Source organism: Streptomyces sp. HUAS 15-9 (assembly GCF_025642155.1).
Classification (GTDB): domain Bacteria; phylum Actinomycetota; class Actinomycetes; order Streptomycetales; family Streptomycetaceae; genus Streptomyces.
This window is the reverse complement of record NZ_CP106798.1, coordinates 7,904,719-7,923,950: the sequence shown is the minus strand read 5'-3', so window position 1 is coordinate 7,923,950 and position 19,232 is coordinate 7,904,719. Positions and strand designations below refer to the sequence as shown.

The following is a 19,232-nucleotide window of genomic DNA, read 5'->3' as shown; positions in this document are numbered from 1 at the left end:
CGTCACCCTCCGACAGGAGCCACAAATCGACAAACACCCTTACAGACCAGGGAACTTACCGACACCCCGCTTGTCACCGAGGGACAACTCGCACCCGGACAACTGTCTTCCATTGATGAGCCCCCACGGGTTACTCGCCGGTATCGTCACTGCCGTGCCGAAGAGAGCCGCAGCGGGGGCAGTCGACATTCGCGGCCCGTTCAAGTCGTTGCCGCCAGGTCTGCCCGACCGACTGAGACCATTTTTCGCCGATATCACCGAGGAGGTCGTCCGGGCGATCAGAACGGAGATCCCGGAGTACGCGCGTCCGATGGACGACACTTACATGCAGGGTGTGCATCTCGGTGTGGACCACGCGCTGCAGGGATTCCTGGAGCGGATGGCCAAACCGGACACCGACTGGGAGCCCGTGAAGGCGACGTACCAGCGCATCGGCCGCGGTGAGGCCGAGGAGGGACGCAGCCTCGACTCGTTCCAGTCGGCGCTGCGCCTGGGCGCACGGGTGACCTGGCGCCGGGTGAACGCATTGGTCGACAAGGGCCTGCTGCCCCGCCATGTGCTGGGCGCCTTCGGCGAAGCGCTGTTTCTGCACCTGGACGAGATGGCGGCCGCGACGACGGCGGGCTACACCGAGGCACGTCTGCACGCGGCCGGTGAGCTCCAGCAGCGCCGGGCACGCCTGGTCGATCTGCTCACCGCCGATCCCCCGGCCTCGGCCGAGGCGATCGCGGATCTCGCGCACGCCGCGCGCTGGACGGTGCCGCGAGCCGTGGCGGTGGTGGCGGTGGACCACGGGCAGTGGTCGGGGGCGGAGCCCATCGTGCCGCCGGAGTTCCTGGCCCGGTTCGATGTGCAGCCCGCGCTGCTGGTCGTGCCCGACCCGGAGGGGCCGGGCCGGGGGCGGGCGGTGGCCGGGGCGCTGAACGGACTGCGGGCGGCGATGGGGCCGACGGTCGCGCTCCAGGAGGGGGCGAGATCGCTGCACTGGGCGGCCGAGGCGCTGGATCTGGTGCGCCGGGGTGTGCTCGTGGCCACCGAGGCGGACTCCGGGATCGTGCGCTGCCAGGACCATCTGTCCACGCTTCTGCTGCTGCGCGACGACGCGCTGCTGGACGCCATGGCCGAGCGCCGGCTGCGCCCGCTGGCACAGGTGCGCCCGCCGCAGCGCGAACGGCTGGCGGAGACCCTGCTGAGCTGGCTCCAGTCCGGCCGGGGCGTCCCCGAGGTCGCCGGGCGGCTGGCCGTGCATCCGCAGACGGTGCGTTACCGGATGCGGCAGCTGGACGAGCTGTTCGGCGGGCTGCTGCACGACCCGGAGGCCCGCTTCGAGATGCAGCTGGCCCTGCGCGCCCGGGAGCTCCGCAGGGGCGGCGGAACCGGGTCGGGCGACCCGGGGTGACCTCATGGACACCTGTCCAGCTATATTGGACAGGTGTCCGACTATATTGGACACCTGTCCAAGCAGCGAGTGGGGTGAGGAGTCCGCCGATCATGGAAATCGTGGCGAACGTGCTGGTCGGCCTGGTGGCCGCGCTGCACGCGTACATCCTGGTGCTGGAGATGTTCCTGTGGCAGAAGAAGCCGGGCCGGGCGCTGCACGGCTTCGACCCGGAGATGGCGCGGGCCACCGCGCCGCTCGCCGCCAACCAGGGGCTCTACAACGGCTTCCTGGCGGCCGGCCTGGCGTGGGGACTGATCGCCGCCGATCCGACCGGCTTCCGGGTCCAGGTGTTCTTCCTGTCGTGTGTGGTCGTCGCGGGCGTGTTCGGTGCGCTCACGGCCAACCGCCGCATCCTGTTCGCCCAGGCGCTGCCCGGCGCGCTCGCCCTGACCGCCGTGCTCCTCGCGCGGTGACCCGGCCCGCACCCGAGGACCCGCGGGCCGCGCGCACCCGGGCACGGCTGCGCGCCGCCCTGCTGGAGGAGTGCGCCGAGCGGCCCCTGCAGGAGGTGGGCGTGGCCGCGCTGGCACGCCGGGCCGGGGTCGGCCGGGCCACCTTCTACGTGCACTACGACGGCCTGGAGGCACTCGCGGTCGACGCCTGCGCGGACGTCGTACGGGACGCGGTCGACGCGCTGCACGCCTGGCGCGGGCGCCCCGATCCGGTGCACGCCCCGCCCGCGCTGCGGGAGTTCTTCGCGGGCCTCGCCCCGCACGCGGCCCTGTACCGGACTCTGCTCACGCCGGGCGGCGGCGGGCCGCTGGGCCGGGTCCTGCACCGGGATCTGCGGGCCCGCAGCCTGGCCGAGCGGGAGCTGGCGGGCGCCGCGGACGCCCCGCTGGTCGCCTCGGCCGTGGCCGCCACTTTCGCCGGTGTGCTCGCCGACTGGCTGCACGGGCTCCTGACGGCCTCCTCGGACGAAGTCGCCGACCAGGTCTGGCAGTTGCTGGTGGCGCTGCACATGAGCCGGTGACGCGTCACCGGCAGGCCGGGCCGCCGTGCCGCATCAGAGGCCAGACCTCCACCCCGTCGGGGGTTCGGCTCCCGTTCCGGTCCTACGACACGGCACCAGGCCGTAACGTTCGAAGATCAGCGGGTCGCCCGGAACGTATCCCGGTACGCCTGCGGCAGGCGAAGGTGCGCAGGCGCATCCGCGCGTGACCGGCGAGCTCGGTCAGGCTCAGCGGTTCGCCGAGCCGCTCCAGGCACTCCCGGGCCCGTCACCAGCGCCGGGTGCGTGTTGTCGGAGGTACGTCACCCGCGACACGGGAAGACATGCGCCAAACTGGAAGACATATGTCAATCGAACATGCTCAAATTCCCTCTATCGAGGGTAACTTGCTGGGCGGGGAACAGTTTCCGGGTGCGGGTGGGAGGTGGTTCGGCCGTGCGACAGGACCCGGCATCGCTGTCCCGGCATCTGCGTGTCCACCAGGACCGCGGTCACACGGTGCTGGAGTTCCGCGGCGAGATCGACATCGCCGCGGCCACGGAGATCGCTCCGTATCTGGACCGGGTGACGGACCGGACCGGTGCCCGGATCGTGCTCGACCTGCGGCACATCGAGTTCTTCGACTGCTCGGGGCTGCGCCTGCTGTACCGGGCCCGGCGCCGGGTGCTCGACCGCGACGGGCAGCTGCAGCTGGTCTGCACCCACCCGCTGACCCTGCGCGTCTTCCGGCTCACCGGACTCTCGCGGCTGCTGCCCCCGCAGCCGACCCTGGACGCGGCCCTGGGCCAGCCCGAGGCCACGTCCGGCTCGTTGTGACCCCGTCCGCCTACGTGATGATCCTGGTGACCTGACCGGCGCCCACCGTCCGCCCGCCCTCCCGGATGGCGAACTTCAGGCCCTCCTCCATGGCGATCGGCTGGATCAGCTCGACGCGCATGGTCGTGTTGTCGCCCGGCATGACCATCTCGGTGCCCTTGGGCAGGGTCACCACACCGGTCACATCGGTGGTGCGGAAGTAGAACTGGGGGCGGTAGTTGTCGAAGAACGGCGTGTGCCGGCCTCCCTCGTCCTTCGACAGGATGTACGCCCGTGCCTCGAACACCGTGTGCGGTGTGACCGAGCCGGGCTTGATGACGACCTGGCCGCGCTCGACCTCCTCCCGCTTGACGCCCCGCAGCAGCAGGCCGACGTTCTCCCCGGCCCGCCCCTCGTCGAGGAGTTTGCGGAACATCTCGACACCGGTGACCGTGGTCCTCGTCTTCTGCGGATGAATGCCGATGATCTCCACCTCGCTGTTGACCCTCAGCGTGCCGCGCTCGATCCGGCCGGTGACGACCGTGCCGCGGCCGGTGATGGTGAAGACGTCCTCGACCGGCATCAGGAACGGCCTGTCCACGTCGCGCTCCGGCTCCGGCACGAACTCGTCGACGGCGTCGAGGAGTTCGAGTACCGAGGCGGTCCAGTGCGGGTCGCCCTCCAGCGCCCTGAGCGCGGAGACCCTCACCACCGGCACGTCGTCGCCGGGGAACTCGTACTCGGTGAGCAGCTCGCGCACCTCCAGTTCGACGAGTTCCAGGATCTCCTCGTCGTCCACCATGTCCGTCTTGTTGAGCGCGACCACGATGTAGGGCACGCCCACCTGCCGGGCCAGCAGCACATGCTCCTTGGTCTGCGGCATCGGCCCGTCGGTGGCCGCGACGACGAGGATCGCGCCGTCCATCTGGGCGGCACCGGTGATCATGTTCTTGATGTAGTCCGCGTGCCCCGGACAGTCGACGTGCGCGTAGTGCCGGCGCTCGGTCTGGTACTCCACGTGCGCGATGGAGATGGTGATGCCGCGCTGACGCTCCTCCGGCGCCTTGTCGATCTGGTCGAACGGCGTGAAGGGGTTGAGCTCGGGGAACTTGTCGTGCAGCACCTTCGTGATGGCGGCCGTGAGGGTCGTCTTGCCATGGTCGATATGACCGATGGTGCCGATGTTGACGTGCGGTTTGGTCCGCTCGAACTTCGCCTTCGCCACTGCCGACCCTCCTGGTCACGTGGGTGATGTCAAGTGCGGCTCCGCTGCCTCTCGTCCTTCATGTCTATTCGCTCCGGGGCGCGTCGAACAGGGCGCTGACGGACTCACCGTTGTGAATCCGGCGTACGGCCTCGGCGAGCGCCGGGGCGATGGACAGAACGCGCAGTCTGTCCTTGTGCTCCTCGATGTCCTCCACCGGTACCGGCACGGTGTTGGTGCACACGATCTCCAGCACGTCCGGCTGCTCGGTCAGCCGCTTCAGGGCGCCCGCCGCGAACAGCCCGTGCGTGCAGGCCACCCGGATCGAGCGCGGCCCCGACTCCCGTAGCCTTCCCAGGAGTTCGATCACCGTGCTGCCCTTGGCGATCTCGTCGTCCAGCACGATGACATCCCGCCCGGTCACCTCGCCGATCACGGAGCTGATGCTCACCCGGTCGTCCGAGAACCGCTGTTTGGCACCGGCCGCGACTTGGGCGCCGATCAGCCGGGCGAACGCGGCGGCCTCCTTGGCGTTGCCCAGGTCCGGCGAGACCACGGTGGTGCGCGTGAGGTCGTACTGCCGGAAGTGCGCGGCGAGTTCACGCAGCGCGTGCAGATGGTCCACGGGCACCGAGAAGAATCCGTGCACCTGCGGCGAGTGCAGGGTCATGGCCAAAACGCGGCTCGCGCCCGCCGCCACCATGAGGTCGGCGACCAGACGGCCGCCGAGGGAGATACGGGGCGCCTCCTTCTTGTCGGAGCGGGCGTAGGAGTAGTGCGGCATGACGACCGTGATGCGGCCCGCGGAGGCGCCCCGGGCCGCGTCGCACATCATCAGCAGCTCGACCAGGTGCTCCTGCACCGGCTTGACCAGCGGCTGCACGATGAAGACGTCCCGCTCCCGGCAGTTGCCCTGAAGCTGCACCTCCAGACAGTCGTTGGCGAACCGGCTGACCCGGGTGGGGCTGAGCGGCACGCCGAGGTGCGCACAGACCTCCTGTGCCAGCTCGGGATGGGCACTGCCACTGAAGACGGCGATGTCACGCACGATCCGCTCCTCGCATGATCATTACGGGCTGCGGGCTCATGCTACTGACACCGCCCGTGCGCCCGGCGCACCTACGTCAGGTGGGCCATTCGGTCAACGCACCGGCCTGGCAACGGTTTTGGCGGGAATGCGCACGGTAGGAAGGAGGGCCGTCGACATGACGACGTCCATCAAGGCCCTGCCGACACGCATGCCCCTGTGGGCAAAGCTGGTGACCGCGCTCGTCCTGGTGCTCGCGGTGCTGTTCGCGGGAATCAGGCTGGCCGTGCTCCCCGGCCTGGGGGACCTCTTCGGCACCGAGACGCACGACCGGTCCGGCCCCGCGCTCCTCAAGTCCATCCAGGACATCAGCCGTTACGACGCCGCCTCCGGCACCTTCCAGGTCGTCGTGGACCTGGAGAAGGACGCCAGGTACCTGCCGTCCGCGATCCGCGGCACCCGCACCCTGTATGTCGGGGCGGGCACCGTGGACGCGTACGTCGACCTCGGCAAGCTCGGTGAGAAGGACGTGTCGGTCGACGGCGACCGCACCTCCGCCACCCTCCGGCTGCCGCACGCGCGGCTCGGCAGGCCGGCTCTCGACGCCGACCACTCCTACACCGTGTCCAAGCAGCGCGGCCTGATCGACCGGCTCGGCGACCTCTTCTCGGACAACCCCGACAGCGAGCACGCCGTGCAGCGGCTCGCCGTACGCCACATCGGCGAGGCGGCCACGGGCAGCGGGCTGACCGCACGGGCCGAGACGAACACCACCGGCATGCTCCAGGGCCTGCTGGGTTCCCTGGGCTTCAAGGAGGTGCATGTGTCGTACGGGTCCTGATCAGGCGCCCAGCACACCGGGCAGGGCCAGGGCGCCGATCAGTGTGGCGCCCACCAGCACCCAGGCCACATAGTCGCCGATGTGCCCCGACGCCAGGCGCCGCAGCCATCGTGCCCCGTCGGGGGCGAGCAGCGCGGGGCGGGTGACGGCCACGGCCGCGAGCGCCACCGCGAGCGCGGACGAGACCAGCCCGAACAGGACCCCCGTCACGGTCCAGTGCACGGGGGCGACGGCTCCCCCGGACCCGGCCTCGTTCACGGCGTGCGCCACGGCCTCCCCGAAGCCGGGGGCCACTCCGACGGCCAGCGACGCGGCGAGCAGCAGCGCCGGTACCACGGTCATGGTGTCGGGGACGCGGGACAGCCGGCGCCGGGTCTCGGGCCGTTCACCGGAACCGGTGGTCTCGTACGCCGAGTCCGTGCTGGGTTTCGGCCCCAGGCCCAGGAACACCCGGGCACCGACCCGGAGCACCGCTCCCCCGGTCACCGCGGACGCGACGACGAACAGCACGGTGAGCGGACCGCCCACGGCCTCCTCGGTGACGGCCTTGCCCAGGGCGGTGCCGAACGGCGGCAGCCCTGCGAGTCCGAGAGCGCCGACGGCGAACAGCACGCCGACCGTGCGCAGTCGGCGGGCCCTGCCGTGCAGTTCGTGCTCGTCGACGCTGCCGTAGCGGTCGAGGAGGATGCCCGTACAGGCGAACAGCGCGGCCTTCACTCCGGCGTGCCCGAGGAGGTACAGCGCGGCCCCGTCGTCGGCCTCGGGGGTGAGGACGCCGATGGCGATGAGGAACAGGCCCGTGTGCGCGACCGTCGAGTAGGCCAGCAGCCGTTTGATGTGGCGCTGGTACCAGCACATCACGGCGCCCACGGCGGCGGTCAGCACACCGAGTACGACCAGGGTCCGCTCCAGGTCGGCGGGCGGGATGCCGCCGGGTCCGGCGAAGACGGTGCCGTACACCCGCCAGACGCCGTACACGCCGAGCTCGACCATGACGCCGGACATCAGCATGCACACCGGCGTGGGCGCGACGGCGTGCGCGTCCGGCAGCCAGAAGTGGAAGGGAACGGCGGCGCCCTTGACCAGCAGTCCGGTCAGGACGAGGACGAAGCTCGCGAGAACCAGGGCGTCGGGCCCGCCGGGCGCGGCCGCGGCATCGAGACCGCGCCCGATCTTCGTCATGGCGAGCTCGCCGGTACGGGCGTACAGCAGGGCGATGCCCAGCAGAATCGCGTACGCGCCGAGCGAGTTGACCACACCGAAGGTCAGCGCGCCCTGCACAGCCCTCGCCTCGTCGACCCGGTAGCCGGTCAGTGCGTAGGCGACGACGCTCATCAGCTCGAAGAACACGAACGCGTTGAAGAGGTCCCCCGCGATCGCGAACCCGCACATGCCGGCCTGGAAGACCAGCATCAGGGCGGGGAACGAGCCCGCGTGGCGGCGCGGCGGCTCGTCGAAGTAGTGCCAGGAGTACACCAGGGCCGCCAGCGTCAGCACGGAGGCGAGCGCGGCCATGCCGAGCCCCGCCCCGTCCCCGACGAGCACGATCCCGACGCTCTCGCCGTCCACGGGCACCCAGCCGCCGGCCCATTCGACCAGCGGAGGCGAGGAGTTGACCAGAAGCACCAGCGCGAGGCCGGCCGTGCCGCCGGAGACCGCACAGCCGACGGTCTCCGCGGCGACGCGGGGCAGGCGGCGGCCGGCGGCGATGAGCAGGGCGGCGGCGAGCAGCGGAAGGGCGACGAGCAGTGGGAGCAGATGATGCATCAGCCGTGCAGCTCCGAGAGCTCATCGGGGTCGACGGTGCCGTGCCGCTTGGAGATCTGCAGGACGAGGGCGAGCAGCAGCGCGGTGACCGTGGCACCGACGACGACATCGGTGAGGGCGAGAGCCTGTACGACCGGGTCGACCACCGGTCGTGATCCGGGCGCGATGTCGGAGAAGACCGGTGCGGTGCCGCCGTCGCGGTACCCCACGGACAGCAGCAGCACATACGTGGCGGACTGGCACACGGCCAGACAGCCGACGGCGTGGATCAGATTGCGGCTGGTCGCAAGGCCATAGCAGCCGGTCAGGAAGATCCAGACGGCGACCAGGTACGGAAGGACGCGCAGCACGGCGGTCACAACGGTCTCATCTCCCGTTCTCCTCCTCGATCTCGACCGCCTGGTCCAGGAACCGGGCGAGCAGGACGACGACGGCGCAGGCGACCTCCATGCCGATGGCCGCGTTCAGCAGGGGGACGGTGCCGCCGGAGGACAGCGTGTTGAACGTGCCGTACGGCAGGAACGTGTTGGCGAGGAACGCGGTCCCGGCGAGCAGGCCCGCGAGGCCCAGCACGAGGTAGGCGGAGGCGGCGAGCGAGTCGCCCACCTCGAAGACGCCGACGGGGCGGACGCGTTCCAGGGCGCGGTAGTCGGCACCCAGGTACAGCAGGTGCAGGGCGGTCGCGGCGACGACCCCGCCCTGGAAGCCGCCGCCCGGGCTGAGCTGGCCGTGGGCGACGACGTAGAGGCCGGTGACCAGGGCGACGGGCAGCACGATCAGGGCGTATCGGCGCACCGGTGGGGGGACCTGAGCGGGTTCGGGCCGGGCCCGGTGTTCGTCGCGGGTCTGCCGCAGCAGGACCACGCAGCCGAGCACGGCGGCGAACAGGATGCTCATCTCGCCGAGCGTGTCGTAGGCGCGCTGGTCGAAGTTGACCGAGGCGATGGTGTTGGCGATGTGCCGGGCCAGGGAGGCGCGGACGGCGCGATCGCCGTACGGATGCGAACGGCCGCCGAAGGGCGGGAGGTCCAGGCAGGCGGCCACGAGCAGGACGGCCGGGCCCACGCCGCCGAAGCCGAGAACCCACAGCCGGGCGCGCCGGCTCATCGTTCGCCGTCCTTCGACCGTGCGTGCCGTTTCACCTTGCGCACCGAAAGCATGATCAGCAGCGGGGTGAGAGCGGCTCCGACGGCCAGTTGCGACAGACCGACGTCGGGGGCCTGAAGGACGGTGAACAGGACGGCGAGCACGACCCCGAGGACGGACAGGACCAGGGCCTGGCGGACCGGATCGCGGGTGACCACGGCCGCGGTGGCCGCGACGGCCACCAGCAGCAGAGCGACGACGATGACCGCGTCAGCCACGGCGGACCCCCCGGAACCCGCCGGACAACGCCCGTGAGGCGACGAGGTTGCCGCCGACCAGCAGCGCACCGACGACCAGGAGCTTCACCATCGCCCGGCCGGGTCCGACGGCCACGCACAGCACGAGGACGGTCAGCGTGCCGAGCCCCGCGGCGGCGAAGGTCGGCCCCCAGGCACTGGCAGGATCGCGCTCCAGCTCAGCGGCGAGCAGCCGCGCGAAGACGAGCGTGCCGACCGGGCCGAGGAGCGCGAGCAGGAGAGCCAGGTCGACGTACGCCGGGCGGCCGTAGCCCTGGGACAGGAGCAGCAGGCTCGGGCAGACCACCGACGTGGACAGGTTCTGGGCCACGACCCGGCGCCGCAGCGGACCGGTCGACACACCCCATACGGCCGCGCCTGCTCCGCCGGCCAGCACCACCGTCCCCGCGAGGATCCAGCCGTTCACCGCCAGGTCACCGCCCGTCGCCCGGCTCGTGCCGCGAGTGCGCCCACGGCGGCGGCGCCCGCTGCGACCACGCGCTCCAGGGTGTCGACCGTGCTGATGAGCACCAGCCACAGCAGGGCGAGGCCGGCCCACCAGGCCAGGAGCTCGCTCCCCGCGAGGAGTGCCGTACGCCGGTTCACGCGCCACCTCCTCGGGCCCTGTTCGACTCGCGCGCGGCATGATGTCCGATTCGCCGCTTCTGGCATCCAAGCACCGCCGGGGCCGGTGCGATCGGCGGCGCGCGGGCCTGGGGTCGAGTGCCCTGGGGGCGCGAGCGCAAACGGGGGCGTGCGCCCACCGCCCGCCCCGTCGGCGGCATCCTCTCCACCTCCTCGGGGTAACCGCCTTACCACGCGGGGAGGTTCAAGACTGGAGGAACCAATGGCCCGCACCGCCCCGAGCCCGCGCAAGGCGAAGCGGACGGCCAAAGGCGTTCGTCGCGCGTTGCCCACCCCGTTACGGCTGCTCGCGATGGTGTGCGCGTTCGTCTTCATGGTGGCGTTCGCCGTCGTCCTGGCCCGGCTCACCCTGCAGCCGTCCCCGGCATCGGTCCCGCTCACGCACAGCAATCTGCATCCGGGCCGCTCACTCAGGGCGTATCTGGACCAGCCGGGGCTGCGCGACGCCGTCAGGCAGATCGGCGGGAACCTGCTGCTGGGCGTCCCGTTCGGGGTGCTGGTGCCGGTGCTGGCGCCGCGGGCGCGCGGCATCCTGCAGGTTCTGCTGCTCACCGTGATCGTGATGCTGCTGGTGGAGCTGGCGCAGGGGGCGCTGGTGACCGGTCGCGCCTTCGACATCGATGACGTCATCCTCAACACCGCGGGTGCGCTGGGCGGTTACCTGCTTCTGGGACGGCGACTGGGGCGATGGGTGCATACGCGGGAGCGGAAACAGTGATCACGGAATTTGGTCCGGACCAGACTCTTGACGCGCTCTTATCTCACTCCTTAAATCAAGTGGCGACCCGTCCGCCCCCCACCGGAATGGAGAGCCATGGCCTCCCCACGCCCGCTCCGCAGACATCTGTTCGCCGCCCTGTCCGCCGCCCTGGTCGCGTCCGCCACGATCGGCTCGGCGCAGGCGGACACCTCCGGCACCTCCCACGCCTCCTCCGCCGCCGCCGTGACCTTCTCGGACTCCTTCGACGGGCCGGCCGGCGCGGCGCCCGACTCCTCGAAGTGGCAGACCGAGACCGGCGACAACGTCAACAACCACGAGCGGCAGTACTACACGGCGGGCAACAGGAACGCGGCCCTGGACGGCCAGGGCCATCTGGTGATCACCGCCCGGCGCGAGAACCCGGCCGGCTACCGGTGCTGGTACGGCAGCTGCCAGTACACCTCGGCCCGGCTGAACACCGCAGGGAAGTTCACCGCCCAGTACGGGCATGTCGAGGCCCGGATGAAGATCCCGCGGGGACAGGGCATGTGGCCCGCGTTCTGGATGCTCGGCACACCGGTCAACTGGCCCGACTCGGGCGAGATCGACGTCATGGAGAACGTCGGCCACGAGCCCTCGACCGTCCACGGCACCATCCACGGCCCCGGCTACTCCGGCTCGGGCGGCATCGGTGCCGCCTACTCGCTGCCCGGCGGCCAGTCCTTCGCGGACGCCTTCCACACCTTCGCCGTCGACTGGGCGCCCGACTCGATCACCTGGTCGGTGGACGGGAACGTCTACCAGCGGCGCACACCGGCCGACCTGGGCGGGCGGATCTGGGTGTTCAACAAGCCGTTCTTCCTGATCCTGAACCTGGCCGTGGGCGGCTACTGGCCCGGCGACCCGGACGGCTCCACCGTCTTCCCGCAGCAGTTGGTGGTTGACTCGGTCTCGGTGACGACGGGCGACTCCGCCTCCGCGGTCGCGATCAGGGGGCTGGCCGGCAAGTGCGTGGACGTGGCCGGGGCGAACCCCGCCAACGGCACCCCCGTACAGCTCTACGACTGCAACGGAACCGGCGCGCAGAAGTGGACGGTCGGCTCGGACGGCACCCTCCGTGCGCTCGGCAAGTGCCTGGACGTCACCGGCAACGGGACCGCGGACGGCTCGACGGTCCAGCTGTGGGACTGCACCGGTGGACCGAACCAGAAGTGGGCCGTCTCCGCGGGGCACGACATCGTGAACCCCCAGGCGAACAAGTGCCTGGACGTCACCGGCAACAATCCGGCCAACAGCACCCGGCTGCAGATCTGGACCTGCACGGGCGGCGCCAACCAGAAGTGGACGGTCGGCTGAGGGTGCCGGGGCTGCGTCTAGTGGCGCGGCACCCAGGTGAACTTGTCGCCGCCCACCCAGCGGATCACCTCGGGGTCGTCCAGGTCATGGACGGTGATACCGAAGGCCGCGGCGGTTTCCAGGACGTCGGTGATGGCGTGCGCCTCAGCGACGACCTGACCGTCGATCTCCACGATGCGGAAGGGCGGGGTGCCGGGTCTTCCGGTCATCACCCCGAGCACCATCACGCGCGGGTGGGAGATGTGCGGGGCTCCTATTTCGGTCATGCATAGAGCGTAGAACGCAACCGGCGAGAGCGAGTGACGCACGTCACTGACCAGGGGCGGACCGGCCCCCGCCCTCCGTCCTGCGGCTCCGTCGACGCTGGGGAACCCTGGAGGTGGAGGTGGCGATGGATCCCGTCGAGGCTCTGGACCGGATCGCCTTCCTGCTGGAGCGGTCCCAGGCACCGACGTACCGGGTACGTGCCTTCCGCACCGCCGCCGGGGTGCTCGCGGCACTGCCCGAGGGCGAGGTGGCCGAGCGCGCCGCCACCGGGACGCTGGAGTCGCTCAAGGGCATCGGCCCGAAGACCGCGCAGGTGGTGCGCGAGGCCCTGGCCGGGCAGGTGCCCGAGTATCTGCGCGCACTGGAGGAGGAGGCCGGGGGCCCGCTCGTCCGGGGCGGGGAGCGGCTGCGGGAGCAGGTGCGCGGGGACTGTCATCTGCACTCCGACTGGTCCGACGGGGGCAGCCCGATCGGGGAGATGGGGCGCACCGCGGAGCGCCTGGGTCACGAGTGGGCGGCGCTGACCGACCACTCCCCGCGACTGACCGTCGCCCGCGGGCTGTCGCCCGAGCGGCTGCGCGAGCAGCTGGAGGTGGTGGCGGGGCTGAACGCCACCTGGGCGCCGTTCCGGCTGCTCACCGGCATCGAGTGCGACATCCTGGAGGACGGCTCGCTGGACCAGGAGCCGGAGCTGCTTCAGCGGCTCGACGTGGTCGTGGTGTCCGTGCACTCCAAGCTGCGGATGGACGCCCGCTCGATGACCCGCCGCATGCTGGCCGCCGTACGCAACCCGCTCTCGGACATCCTGGGGCACTGCACGGGGCGGCTGGTCACGAGGCGGGGGCGGCCGGAGTCGGAGTTCGACGCGGACGCGGTGTTCGCCGCGTGCGCCGAGTCGGGCACGGCCGTGGAGATCAACAGCCGTCCGGAGCGGCTCGACCCTCCGCTGCGGCTGCTGCGGCGGGCCGTCGACGCGGGTGTCCTGTTCTCGATCGACACCGACGCGCACGCGCCGGGCCAGTTGGACTGGCAGATCCACGGCTGTGCCCGGGCCGAGGAGTGCGGGGTGCCCGCCGAGCGGGTGGTGACCACGTGGTCCGCCCCGGAGCTGCTGGCCTGGACCCGGGAGGGCCGGGTGCCTGCGCGGGTGCAGTGACACAGATCACCGCCGAACGAGCCGGCCGGAACACCCATGGATGGTTGCCCGTTGAACCAGCCGTGGGTGGATGGGACAGCGTCCCCGGGCCCTTCGCCGAGAGGCGACCGCCGTCCGTGCCCACCGTTCAGCCGCCCCGACCGTGATACCCCCGTCGCGGTCGGGGCTTTCCACGTTGGCTTCGAGTTGACTTCGAGCGCACTCCAATTCGTAGCGTTCCGGACATGAGCACTACTGCACAGCACAAGATCGGTTCGGGGTTCGGCGCCGAGAGCACCGCCGAGGACGTCCTGCGGGGCATCGACCTGTCCGGACGCATCGCGATCGTCACCGGCGGCTACTCGGGCCTCGGTCTGGAGACCACCCGCGCGCTCACCGGTGCGGGCGCCCATGTCGTCGTACCGGCGCGCCGCCCGGACACGGCACGCGAGGCACTCACCGGGATCGACGGTGTCGAGCTGGACGAGCTCGACCTCGGTGACCTGGACAGCGTGCGCGACTTCGCAGAGCGCTTTCTGGCCTCCGGCCGCCAGATCGACTTCATGATCGACAACGCCGGGATCATGGCCTGTCCGGAGACCCGGGTCGGGCCCGGCTGGGAGGCGCAGTTCGCCACCAACCACCTCGGGCACTTCGCCCTGGTCAACCGGCTGTGGCCGGCGATCGCACCCGGCGGCGCCCGGGTCGTGTCCGTCTCCTCCCGCGGCCACCACTTCTCCGGCATCCGCTGGGACGACATCCACTGGCGGCGGGGCTACGACAAGTGGGAGGCGTACGGGCAGGCGAAGACCGCGAACGCCCTGTTCGCCGTGCACCTCGACACACTCGGCCGGGACTTCGGCGTACGGGCCTTCTCGCTGCACCCGGGCGGCATCATCACCCCGCTGCAGCGGCATCTGCCCCGTGCGGAGATGGTCGAGCGCGGCTGGATCGACGAGCAGGGCAACCCACTGAACCCCGAGGGCTTCAAGACCCCGCAGCAGGGTGCGGCCACCCAGGTGTGGGCGGCCACCTCGCCCCAGCTGGACGGCATGGGCGGGGTGTACCTGGAGGACTGCGACATCGCCGAGCCCGCCCCCGCGGACGGGGAGCGGACCGGTGTGATGGACTGGGCGACGGATCCGGAGCAGGCGGCCCGCCTGTGGGCGCTGTCGGCGGAGTTGACGGGGGTGAACGCCTTCGCCGGCTAGGCCGTCTTCACCGTTCGGGCCGTCTCCTCCGCGGCCATGAACTCCAGCAGATCCGCGGTGAGTCGGCCGGCGTGCGTGGCGAACAGTCCGTGGCCCGCGTTCTCGTAGACCTTGAGCGTGGCGTCCGGCGCGAGTGCCGCGCTGCGCCGGCCGGTCAGTTCGAGGGGCGCGGAGACATCGAGCGAACCGTGCAGGACCAGCACCGGCAGGTCGAGCTCGGCCAGTTCGGGGGCGACGTCCACGGTGGCGATGGTCTCCTGGACGGCGCTCGCCGCCCGGGCCGTGGCGACCATGCAGCGGTCCTTGAGATGGCGGACGTAGGCGGGTGACAGTTCGACGCCGGGCCGGCCGAGCGCGAAGAAGTCCCGTACCGCGTCGGGGTCGTCGAAGAAGGCCGCCCGGTCCCGCAGGAAGGTCTCGGTCCCCGTGCGCATGGCCTCCGGGTCCCAGCCGTCCGGGTTGCCGGCCGAGCGCACGACGCCGGGTGCGATGCCGGAGACGAGGGCGACGCGGGCCACCCGTCCGGCGCCGTGCCGGGTCAGACAGCGCACGATCTCCGCACTGCCCAGCGAGTGGCCGATCAGGGTCACAGCGCGCAGATCCAGATGGTCCAGGAGGGCGTGCAGGTCGTCGGCGAGGGTGTCGAGGTCGTAGCCGTCCCACACGTCGTCGGACCGCCCGTGCCCGCGCCGGTCCAGACCGACGCAGCGGTGGCCCTCCCGCGCCAGCGGCAGCATCTGCCGCTCCCACATCTCGGTCCCGAGGTAGGCGCTGTTGACGAAGACGGCGACCGGGCCGTCGGCCGGGCCGTAGTCGACGTAGTGCAGGCGCGTGCCGTCGGCGGGGCTGTCGAAGTACGGCATGGGACGTCCTCCTGGAATCCGCTGGTCGAGCGGCTGACTGGGTACGTCGTCCATGCTTGCGGGAGTCGTGGCGGGCGTCGATTACCTCGGAGGTCAAGGGGCGGACCCCGACGCGGAGTTCAGTCGGCGGGCTCGTCCGGTACGGGGTGTTCGGGGTGCACCGAGCCCGAGCGCGGTGCACCCCGCCGCCCCGTGCCGGCCTCGTCGGTGTCGGGGACGTCCTCCCCGGCACGGTCGCCTGTCGGCTGCTTCGGGCGGGCCTCCCAAGGGTCCTCCCCGGTGCGGGCCTGCTGATCCTGCATGTCACGCGGAACGGGCCCGCGGCGGCGACGGTCGACCACGACGTACTCCCCTCGCGTCGGTTCGAGCGGTACGCGAGTACCGCGTGGGCGGGCTGCCAAACGCGCGGGGCGCTGCGCGCGGCCTCGGTGCGGACGGGAACCTCGTCGGCACCATCGGACGAGGTCCCCGTCCGCACCACCACGACCCGTACGTCGGCGGCCCGGCACGCGTGGGCAAGCCCGACGGCCCAAGGCGCGAGCAGGCCGACAAACGTGCGGGAAGCCATGGTCGGCAACATGCCATCATGTCCGGCGGGCCGCTCGGCGGCGGGCCCCAGGTCCCACGGGGCCCGGTCCCCGACGCGAAGCGCGGGCTCGCTGCGGCCGGGGACCTCGTCGGCACCGACGGACCAGGTCTCCGGCCGCACCAGTACGACCGATGCGCTGACGGCCCGGCACGCGTCGGTGAGCCTGAAGGGCCGCGCCACCACGTCGGCGGCCGGTGTGCATGCCTGTGGGGCGATCAGTGCGCGCGGTCCAGTCGGACGGTACGGTCACGGCCTCGGTGCGGGATCCGTCCTGGTCCGCGGGCCCCGGTGGCGCCGGGTGGGGTTGCTTGCCGGAATTGGCTCGCATCCCGGAGGGTCAGTGCGGTGTCCGTTCCTGGAGTGCCGTTCTCCAGGCCGGGTGGCGGTCCTCGGTCGTCGGCTGGGCGCGGTGGCCGCCGCGGGCGAAGAAGTCGGCCAGGGGCAGGATCGCCGCGCCGACAGTGACCGCGTCGGGGCCGAGGCGGCCCAGGTCGATGGTCACCTTCTCGGCCGGGTGACGCAGCGCATACGTGGTCGCGTGGCGGCGTACCGCGGGCAGGAAGCGGGCGCCGAGCTGGAGTCCGGCCCAGCCGCCGATCAGGATCCGCTCGGGCTGGAAGAGGTTGATCAGGTCGGAGAGGCCGGCCCCGAGATACTCGGCGGTCTCCTCGAGAACGGCCAGCGCCACCGGGTCCTCGGCCGTGCCCTCGGGCGGATACGCGGCGGCCAGCATCGCGGTGAGCGCGGTCTCCTCGTCGGTGCCCTGCGGCGGGCGCCCGCCCTCCTCCTCCCACCGTTCGAGCAGGGACTCGGCACCCGCGTAGGCCTCCAGGCAGCCGAGCGCGCCGCAGCGGCAGCGCCGCCCCCGGACCCGTACCGTCAGATGCCCCCATTCGACGGCCCGCCCGTTCTCCACCTCTGGGGTGACGAGGCAGGCGCCGACGCCGGAGCCGAAGAGCACCACGACCGCGTTACGGGCGCCGCGGCCCGCGCCGAACCACATCTCCGCCTGGCCGAGGGTCTTGGCCCCGTTGTCGATGAAGTACGGAACCGTGTCGGGGAGTTGGGAGCCGGAGCGGAGCAGTTCCTCCAGCGGTACGGCGTCCCAGCCGATCGTCTGCCCGTGCACGACGGCACCCCGGTCCGCGGTGTGCTCGACGATGCCGGGGACGCCGACGCCGACGCCGAGCAGCCGTCCGGGATCGGTCCCGGCCTCGGCGAGGACCTCGGTGACGCCGTCGCGGACATGGCCGACGATGACGTCGACGTCGTACCGCTGCGGCTCCAACGGCCGTTCGACGCGGGCGAGTTCGGTGAGGGTGAGGTCGAACAGCTCCACCCGGACCCGGGTCTCGCCGACGTCCACGCCGATCATGTGCCCGCTGTGCGGAGCGACCCTCAGCAGGGTGCGGGGGCGGCCGCCGTCGGAGTCGACGCTGCCGGCCTCCTCGACCAGCCCGTCGGCGATCAGATCCGCGACGACGTTGCTCACCGAGCCGGAGCTCAGACCGGTCGCCGGGCCGAGTTCGAAACGGCTGAGCGGCCCGTCGAAGTACAGCCGTTGCAGCACGGCCGTGCGGTTGCCCCGCCTGAGGTCGCGTACCGTGCGCCCGTTCCGCCCCGCCATGTGGCCCCCTTCGAACCCTGCCCGACCTGCAACATACCTCTGCTCGCGGGCTCGGCGCGATATTCACCCAACCCTTAGTTCACGATATGAGCTAAGCGGACCAGGGGTTCTTTCTTCCACGTCCGGTACGTTCGGCGCCTCCACAGAACGGGAACAGGCCAAGGGATGCAAGAGGAACGGAAGTGGACGGCGGGGGCGGCGCGGCTCCTGAGGCGCCACCGGGACCCCGTGGTCGTACAGACGCTGCGCTCGGCCGCCGCGGCGACGATCGCGTATGTCCTCGCGCTGCGCCTGAGCCCCGAGCCCGCACCGCTCACCGCGCCCCTGACCGCCCTGCTGGTCGTCCAGGTCACCCTGTACGCCACGCTCAAGAACGGTATCCGCCGGGTCAACTCGGTGGTGGCGGGCGTCCTCGTCGCCATCGCCTTCAGCCTGCTGGTGGGGCTGACCTGGTGGAGTCTCGCGCTGCTGATCGTGGCCTCGCTGGCCGTGGGTCATCTGGTGCGCGTCGACGAGTACGTGCCCGAGGTGGCCATCAGCGCCATGCTGGTGCTCGGGGTCACGACCGTCGGGAACACGGCCTGGGCCCGGGTGGTGGAGACACTGATCGGGGCGGCCGTGGGCATGGCCTGCAATCTGCTGCTGCCTCCCCCGGTGTGGGTGGACGAGGCCGGGGAGTCGGTCGAGGGCCTGGCGCGGCGGGTGCGGCAGCTGATGCGGCGGATGGGCGAGGAGGCCGCAGGCCGTACTCCGGTGGAGGTGGCGGCGGCGCGGCTGCACGAGGCGCGCCGGCTCGACCACGACATCGTCGAGGTGGACGCGGCCCTGCGGCAGGCCGAGGACAGTCTGCGGCTCAATCCGCGCGTCAAGGAGGGGCTGCTGCGCCGGGTGGTGCTGCGGACCGGCCTGGACACGCTGGAGATCTGCACGGTCGTGATGCGGGTGCTGGCCCGCACCTTCACCGATCTGGCCAAGGCCCGCGACCCCGAGCCGCTGTTCGCGTCGGAGGCGGGCGCGACCGTCGAGGAGCTGCTGTCCGAGATCGGCGACGCCGTGGTCAGCTTCGCGGTGCTGGTGACCACCGACCTCAGCAGCAACGCGGACGCGGCCGAGGCGCGGCTGAGCGCGGAGCTGCACGCGGCGGCGGCCACCCGCGACAAGCTCGCCCTGCTGCTGCGGGACGAGGTCGAGCGCGACAGCCGGCACTGGCAGCTGCACGGCGCCGTCCTGACCGAGGTGAACCGGATGATCGACGAACTCGACACCGAGCACCGCTCACGCCGTCTGCTGGAGGAACTGGACCGTGTCTCCGGTGAGCAGAGCGCGAAGCTGCCCCGTCTGACCTGGCTGCGGGAGCGGGTGGGCGTGCCCGAGAAGCTGCGCCGGAACCGCCCGGGTGCCGAAGGGCGTTCTCTTTGACGGGACACCCG

General features: G+C 71.5%; 22 protein-coding genes and 1 pseudogene. 10 read left to right on the top strand and 13 right to left on the bottom strand.

Annotated elements, in window-relative coordinates; all coding sequences use genetic code 11:
- Positions 1-154: 154 nt before the first annotated feature.
- From N8I87_RS36090 to N8I87_RS36080, 3 genes are all read left to right on the top strand, one after another.
- On the top strand, positions 155-1,399 hold the full coding sequence (locus N8I87_RS36090; protein ID WP_491743943.1) for a PucR-like N-terminal domain-containing protein: 1,245 nt from the start codon (positions 155-157) through the stop codon (positions 1,397-1,399).
- A gap of 92 nt (positions 1,400-1,491) precedes the next feature.
- Positions 1,492-1,854, top strand: coding sequence for a DUF1304 domain-containing protein (locus tag N8I87_RS36085; RefSeq protein ID WP_263215058.1), 363 nt, complete (start codon positions 1,492-1,494; stop codon positions 1,852-1,854).
- Positions 1,851-2,414 carry a TetR/AcrR family transcriptional regulator gene (locus N8I87_RS36080; RefSeq protein ID WP_263215057.1) on the top strand — a complete coding sequence of 188 codons (564 nt, stop codon included), beginning with the start codon at positions 1,851-1,853 and terminating at the stop codon, positions 2,412-2,414. The genes N8I87_RS36085 and N8I87_RS36080 overlap by 4 nt, the downstream gene beginning before the upstream one ends.
- Before the next feature lie 124 nt (positions 2,415-2,538).
- On the opposite strand, the pseudogene N8I87_RS44525 reads toward N8I87_RS36080, so the two are convergent.
- A pseudogene (locus tag N8I87_RS44525) lies at positions 2,539-2,646 on the bottom strand (AraC family transcriptional regulator); the annotation flags it as partial.
- A gap of 182 nt (positions 2,647-2,828) precedes the next feature.
- Between N8I87_RS44525 and N8I87_RS36075 the strand changes: the two are divergent.
- Positions 2,829-3,209 (top strand): anti-sigma factor antagonist, encoded by a 381-nt coding sequence (locus tag N8I87_RS36075; RefSeq protein WP_263215056.1) that lies wholly within the window; start codon positions 2,829-2,831, stop codon positions 3,207-3,209.
- Positions 3,210-3,219: 10 nt separating this feature from the next.
- On the opposite strand, the gene tuf is transcribed toward N8I87_RS36075, so the two are convergent.
- Complete coding sequence (tuf, locus tag N8I87_RS36070; protein ID WP_263215055.1) at positions 3,220-4,413, bottom strand: elongation factor Tu; 1,194 nt, start codon at positions 4,411-4,413, stop codon at positions 3,220-3,222.
- A 64-nt stretch (positions 4,414-4,477) separates the two neighbouring features.
- Complete coding sequence (locus tag N8I87_RS36065) at positions 4,478-5,440, bottom strand: ribose-phosphate diphosphokinase (RefSeq protein ID WP_263215054.1); 963 nt, start codon at positions 5,438-5,440, stop codon at positions 4,478-4,480.
- A 157-nt stretch (positions 5,441-5,597) separates the two neighbouring features.
- On the opposite strand from N8I87_RS36065, the gene N8I87_RS36060 reads away from it, so the two are divergent.
- Positions 5,598-6,260, top strand: a complete 663-nt coding sequence (locus N8I87_RS36060) for a DUF4230 domain-containing protein (RefSeq protein WP_263215053.1) — start codon at positions 5,598-5,600, stop codon at positions 6,258-6,260.
- Here the strand turns inward: N8I87_RS36060 and N8I87_RS36055 are convergent, their stop codons facing one another.
- The 6 genes from N8I87_RS36055 to N8I87_RS36030 are packed head-to-tail and all read right to left on the bottom strand — an operon-like array spanning position 6,261 to position 10,015.
- Positions 6,261-8,027, bottom strand: a complete 1,767-nt coding sequence (locus tag N8I87_RS36055) for a complex I subunit 5 family protein (RefSeq protein WP_263215052.1) — start codon at positions 8,025-8,027, stop codon at positions 6,261-6,263.
- Positions 8,027-8,374, bottom strand: coding sequence for a sodium:proton antiporter (locus N8I87_RS36050; RefSeq protein ID WP_411577405.1), 348 nt, complete (start codon positions 8,372-8,374; stop codon positions 8,027-8,029). The genes N8I87_RS36055 and N8I87_RS36050 overlap by 1 nt, the downstream gene beginning before the upstream one ends.
- A 19-nt stretch (positions 8,375-8,393) precedes the next feature.
- Positions 8,394-9,134, bottom strand: a complete 741-nt coding sequence (locus N8I87_RS36045; protein ID WP_263215051.1) for an MnhB domain-containing protein — start codon at positions 9,132-9,134, stop codon at positions 8,394-8,396.
- The gene (locus N8I87_RS36040) at positions 9,131-9,391 is read right to left on the bottom strand and encodes a Na(+)/H(+) antiporter subunit B (protein WP_263215050.1); all 261 of its coding nucleotides are present in this window, start codon (positions 9,389-9,391) and stop codon (positions 9,131-9,133) included. The genes N8I87_RS36045 and N8I87_RS36040 overlap by 4 nt, the downstream gene beginning before the upstream one ends.
- Complete coding sequence (locus N8I87_RS36035; RefSeq protein ID WP_263215049.1) at positions 9,384-9,836, bottom strand: MrpF/PhaF family protein; 453 nt, start codon at positions 9,834-9,836, stop codon at positions 9,384-9,386. Before N8I87_RS36035 ends, N8I87_RS36040 begins: the two co-directional genes overlap by 8 nt.
- Entirely contained in the window at positions 9,833-10,015 is a 183-nt protein-coding gene (locus N8I87_RS36030; protein WP_263215048.1) for a hypothetical protein, read from the bottom strand. The genes N8I87_RS36035 and N8I87_RS36030 overlap by 4 nt, the downstream gene beginning before the upstream one ends.
- 241 nt (positions 10,016-10,256) lie before the next feature.
- Here N8I87_RS36030 and N8I87_RS36025 point away from each other — a divergent pair, with 241 nt between their 5' ends.
- Together N8I87_RS36025 and N8I87_RS36020 are read left to right on the top strand one after the other, a co-directional pair.
- The gene (locus tag N8I87_RS36025) at positions 10,257-10,772 is read left to right on the top strand and encodes a VanZ family protein (protein WP_263215047.1); all 516 of its coding nucleotides are present in this window, start codon (positions 10,257-10,259) and stop codon (positions 10,770-10,772) included.
- A gap of 96 nt (positions 10,773-10,868) precedes the next feature.
- The gene (locus N8I87_RS36020; protein WP_263215046.1) at positions 10,869-12,110 is read left to right on the top strand and encodes a ricin-type beta-trefoil lectin domain protein; all 1,242 of its coding nucleotides are present in this window, start codon (positions 10,869-10,871) and stop codon (positions 12,108-12,110) included.
- Positions 12,111-12,127: 17 nt separating this feature from the next.
- Here N8I87_RS36020 and N8I87_RS36015 read toward each other — a convergent pair whose 3' ends face one another.
- On the bottom strand, positions 12,128-12,376 hold the full coding sequence (locus N8I87_RS36015; protein WP_263215045.1) for a hypothetical protein: 249 nt from the start codon (positions 12,374-12,376) through the stop codon (positions 12,128-12,130).
- 125 nt (positions 12,377-12,501) lie between these two features.
- On the opposite strand from N8I87_RS36015, the gene N8I87_RS36010 reads away from it, so the two are divergent.
- Together N8I87_RS36010 and N8I87_RS36005 are read left to right on the top strand one after the other, a co-directional pair.
- Positions 12,502-13,533, top strand: coding sequence for a PHP domain-containing protein (locus tag N8I87_RS36010; RefSeq protein ID WP_263215044.1), 1,032 nt, complete (start codon positions 12,502-12,504; stop codon positions 13,531-13,533).
- Positions 13,534-13,757: 224 nt separating this feature from the next.
- The gene (locus N8I87_RS36005; protein ID WP_263215043.1) at positions 13,758-14,723 is read left to right on the top strand and encodes an SDR family NAD(P)-dependent oxidoreductase; all 966 of its coding nucleotides are present in this window, start codon (positions 13,758-13,760) and stop codon (positions 14,721-14,723) included.
- On the opposite strand, the gene N8I87_RS36000 is transcribed toward N8I87_RS36005, so the two are convergent.
- The 3 genes from N8I87_RS36000 to N8I87_RS35990 form a co-directional block, all read right to left on the bottom strand.
- Complete coding sequence (locus tag N8I87_RS36000) at positions 14,720-15,586, bottom strand: alpha/beta fold hydrolase (RefSeq protein ID WP_263215042.1); 867 nt, start codon at positions 15,584-15,586, stop codon at positions 14,720-14,722. The two genes, N8I87_RS36005 and N8I87_RS36000, sit on opposite strands and share 4 nt — an antisense overlap.
- Before the next feature lie 119 nt (positions 15,587-15,705).
- The gene (locus tag N8I87_RS35995; protein WP_263216830.1) at positions 15,706-15,888 is read right to left on the bottom strand and encodes a hypothetical protein; all 183 of its coding nucleotides are present in this window, start codon (positions 15,886-15,888) and stop codon (positions 15,706-15,708) included.
- A gap of 624 nt (positions 15,889-16,512) precedes the next feature.
- The gene (locus N8I87_RS35990; protein ID WP_263215041.1) at positions 16,513-17,802 is read right to left on the bottom strand and encodes an ROK family transcriptional regulator; all 1,290 of its coding nucleotides are present in this window, start codon (positions 17,800-17,802) and stop codon (positions 16,513-16,515) included.
- Between the two features lie 165 nt (positions 17,803-17,967).
- Between N8I87_RS35990 and N8I87_RS35985 the strand changes: the two genes are divergently transcribed.
- Positions 17,968-19,221: an FUSC family protein gene (locus tag N8I87_RS35985; RefSeq protein WP_263215040.1), complete on the top strand. Its 1,254-nt coding sequence runs from the start codon at positions 17,968-17,970 to the stop codon at positions 19,219-19,221.
- The last annotated feature ends 11 nt before the right edge of the window (positions 19,222-19,232 follow it).

Excerpts from the sequence above, each read along its gene's own strand:
- N8I87_RS36085 (WP_263215058.1), top strand. The coding sequence starts at position 1,492 with ATGGAAATCGTGGCGAACGTGCTGGTCGGCCTGGTGGCCGCGCTGCAC.
- N8I87_RS36060 (WP_263215053.1), top strand. The coding sequence starts at position 5,598 with ATGACGACGTCCATCAAGGCCCTGCCGACACGCATGCCCCTGTGGGCA.
- N8I87_RS36055 (WP_263215052.1), bottom strand. The coding sequence starts at position 8,027 with ATGCATCATCTGCTCCCACTGCTCGTCGCCCTTCCGCTGCTCGCCGCC.
- N8I87_RS36045 (WP_263215051.1), bottom strand. The coding sequence starts at position 9,134 with ATGAGCCGGCGCGCCCGGCTGTGGGTTCTCGGCTTCGGCGGCGTGGGC.
- N8I87_RS36025 (WP_263215047.1), top strand. The coding sequence starts at position 10,257 with ATGGCCCGCACCGCCCCGAGCCCGCGCAAGGCGAAGCGGACGGCCAAA.
- N8I87_RS36020 (WP_263215046.1), top strand. The coding sequence starts at position 10,869 with ATGGCCTCCCCACGCCCGCTCCGCAGACATCTGTTCGCCGCCCTGTCC.
- N8I87_RS36015 (WP_263215045.1), bottom strand. The coding sequence starts at position 12,376 with ATGACCGAAATAGGAGCCCCGCACATCTCCCACCCGCGCGTGATGGTG.
- N8I87_RS36010 (WP_263215044.1), top strand. The coding sequence starts at position 12,502 with ATGGATCCCGTCGAGGCTCTGGACCGGATCGCCTTCCTGCTGGAGCGG.
- N8I87_RS36005 (WP_263215043.1), top strand. The coding sequence starts at position 13,758 with ATGAGCACTACTGCACAGCACAAGATCGGTTCGGGGTTCGGCGCCGAG.
- N8I87_RS36000 (WP_263215042.1), bottom strand. The coding sequence starts at position 15,586 with ATGCCGTACTTCGACAGCCCCGCCGACGGCACGCGCCTGCACTACGTC.
- N8I87_RS35995 (WP_263216830.1), bottom strand. The coding sequence starts at position 15,888 with ATGCAGGATCAGCAGGCCCGCACCGGGGAGGACCCTTGGGAGGCCCGC.
- N8I87_RS35990 (WP_263215041.1), bottom strand. The coding sequence starts at position 17,802 with ATGGCGGGGCGGAACGGGCGCACGGTACGCGACCTCAGGCGGGGCAAC.
- N8I87_RS35985 (WP_263215040.1), top strand. The coding sequence starts at position 17,968 with ATGCAAGAGGAACGGAAGTGGACGGCGGGGGCGGCGCGGCTCCTGAGG.